2 protein-coding genes are annotated in these 2,699 nt (G+C 37.2%); one reads left to right on the forward strand and one right to left on the reverse strand.

Annotated features, from left to right (window positions below; translation table 11 throughout):
* The first annotated feature begins 501 nt into the window (after positions 1–501).
* A complete protein-coding gene (gene bchB, locus F6K13_RS27360) occupies positions 502–2,028 on the forward strand; it encodes a ferredoxin:protochlorophyllide reductase (ATP-dependent) subunit B (protein ID WP_124144374.1) in 1,527 nt (508 codons plus the stop codon).
* 192 nt (positions 2,029–2,220) lie between these two features.
* On the opposite strand, the gene F6K13_RS27365 is transcribed toward bchB, so the two are convergent.
* Positions 2,221–2,699 (reverse strand): hypothetical protein (locus tag F6K13_RS27365; RefSeq protein ID WP_287289035.1); only part of this gene is annotated, 479 nt, incomplete at its 5' end.

A 2,699-nucleotide genomic window follows, 5' to 3' on the forward strand; every position in this document is an offset into this window, starting at 1 on the left:
CAATTGCCGTGCGCGATGGATTGTTGAAGGCAATGCATGGGTGGCTAAATAGATTTAGGCGCGCTATGTAAGGATTATGAAGTCTATTCAGATGTAAGTGAAGCAATGATTTATGGCTGATTAATCCCACTCATGGTCAAGGGACTAGCTAATTTAAGATTTACTTTATGAATCAGCTCTTAGCCAAGAAAATCACTACTTGTAGGACATTACCTGATTTTTTTCTGGAGAGCGATCGCACACTATAAACAAGCGATCGCTTTTTTCATATACCTATATCAAACAATTGTCAACCCCTAATTTACACAAATTAACTAAAAAATTAAGAATACTTAAATAAAACAAAATTTTATTGCTTTACTGACAAACTGAGTTCCTAGTTGATGGGATAACCTGAAAAAATATTGTTCAAAAAGTCCCGTTAAATGAATAAAGACATCAAAATTTGAGACAATCAAAGTAACAAATCTATAACAGTTAACAAAAAACGGAGAAAATTAGATGAAATTAGCCTACTGGATGTATGCAGGTCCCGCTCACATTGGCACATTGCGCGTTGCCAGCTCTTTCAAAAACGTTCACGCCATAATGCACGCTCCCCTCGGTGACGATTATTTCAATGTCATGCGCTCTATGTTAGAAAGAGAACGTAATTATACACCAGTCACCACCAGTGTAGTTGACCGTAATGTATTGGCGCGGGGTTCTCAAGAAAAAGTGGTAGATAATATCATCCGTAAAGACAATGAAGAAGCTCCTGATTTAATTGTTCTTACTCCTACCTGTACTTCCAGCATTTTGCAAGAAGACCTAGAAAATTTTGTCGAACGCGCTCAAATAGATGCCAAAGGTGATGTAATGCTGGCAGATGTTAACCATTACCGCGTTAACGAACTCCAAGCAGCGGATAGCACTTTGCAGCAAATCGTTAAATATTATATTGAGAAGGCGAAAAAGAAAGGGGAACTTCCAGAAGGGAAAACTGAAAAACCTTCTGTTAATATTATTGGCGTTTCTACCCTGGGTTTTCACAACCAACATGACTGCACCGAGTTAAAACGCTTAATGGCAGATTTAGGTATCGAAGTTAATGAAGTCATTCCCGAAAGTGCTTCTGTTCACAATTTAAAAAATCTACCTCGCGCTTGGTTTAATCTCACACCCTATCGCGAATTGGGGATAATGGCAGCTAAATATTTAGAGTCAGAGTTTGGAACTCCTTATATTGACATTACTCCTATGGGTGTGGTGGAAACTGCTCGTTGTATTCGTAAAATTCAGCAGGTGGTTAATGCTCAAGGTGCCAATGTTGACTATGAGGAATTTATTGATAATCAAACTTTGCACGTTTCTCAAGCAGCTTGGTTTTCTCGTTCCATTGACTGTCAAAATTTAACTGGTAAAAAAGTTGTGGTATTTGGGGATAATACTCATGCTGCTGCTCTGACAAAAATTTTGGCGCGGGAAATGGGTATTCATGTAGTTTGGGCAGGTACTTATTGTAAATATGATGCTGACTGGTTCCGGGAACAGGTGAGTGAATATTGCGATGAAGTTTTAATTAGTGAGGATAATGGAGAGATTGGGGATGCGATCGCTCGTGTGGAACCTGCCGCGATTTTTGGTACACAAATGGAGCGTCATGTTGGTAAGCGGTTGAATATTCCTTGTGGTGTAATTGCTGCACCAATTCATATTCAGAATTTTCCCATTGGTTATAAACCGTTTATGGGTTATGAGGGAACTAATCAAATTGCGGATTTGGTTTACAACTCCTTTACTTTGGGAATGGAAGACCACCTGTTAGAAATATTTGGTGGGCATGATACTAAGGAGGTTATTACTAAGAGTATTTCTGCTGATTCTGATTTGAATTGGACGAAAGAAGCAAAAGCAGAGTTGAATAAGGTGCCTGGTTTTGTTCGGGGTAAGGTGAAGCGAAATACAGAAAAGTTTGCGAGAGAACGTGGTATTGGGGAGATTTCTTTAGAAGTTATGTATGCTGCCAAAGAAGCTGTTGGTGCGTAGTTAATTGTTAATTTTAGTGGGGTGGGTTTTCCATCCCAGTCTATGTGTTTTATCATTTTCTTTGTGGGTTTAATACCCCACCGTCTACAGGGTGTTCAAAATTACTTGGGGTTAGAATCCCCATGTAATTTTCCTCCTGTCTCCTGTCTCCTGTCTCCTGTCTCCTTCTTCAAAAATTTTGTTTAGCAATAATTATGCTTTCTCTTTTTCTTCTTTAGGCTTTCCGTAAAGGTGTAGTGTCACTTTTCCCGTTACCTTTACTTGTTCATTAGTTAGCTGTTCTTCAATCTCTTCTGTTATCCAATTCACGAATTGTTTATAAGAGTTTTTCCTAAACTTCCAGCCTTTTTCACTATTTGTTTTACTATTAAAGTTTTGATTATTAGGTATTAAATTTAGAATTTGCTCTGAAAATTGGTTTTCTTTTGGATACTCTTCAATCCATTCAAAAGGAGGATAACGCATATTATCTATCAATAATTCATAAGCCGTCTTTAAATATTCAAAAGAATCTATAGATGATTCATTACTGCTATTTTCAATTTTCATCTTTTCATAAGTTTCTTTGGAGCAAAGTAGAGATTTATCTATCTTCAGTTCGTCGTATTTATTAATTGCATTGTAAAAATTCATCAAAAATTTAGCACCATCTATACCAACTAACTTAATTA

The sequence above is a fragment of the Okeania sp. SIO2B9 genome (assembly GCF_010672505.1).
GTDB classification, from domain to species: domain Bacteria; phylum Cyanobacteriota; class Cyanobacteriia; order Cyanobacteriales; family Microcoleaceae; genus Okeania; species Okeania hirsuta.

Excerpts from the sequence above, each read along its gene's own strand:
- bchB (WP_124144374.1), top strand. The coding sequence starts at position 502 with ATGAAATTAGCCTACTGGATGTATGCAGGTCCCGCTCACATTGGCACA.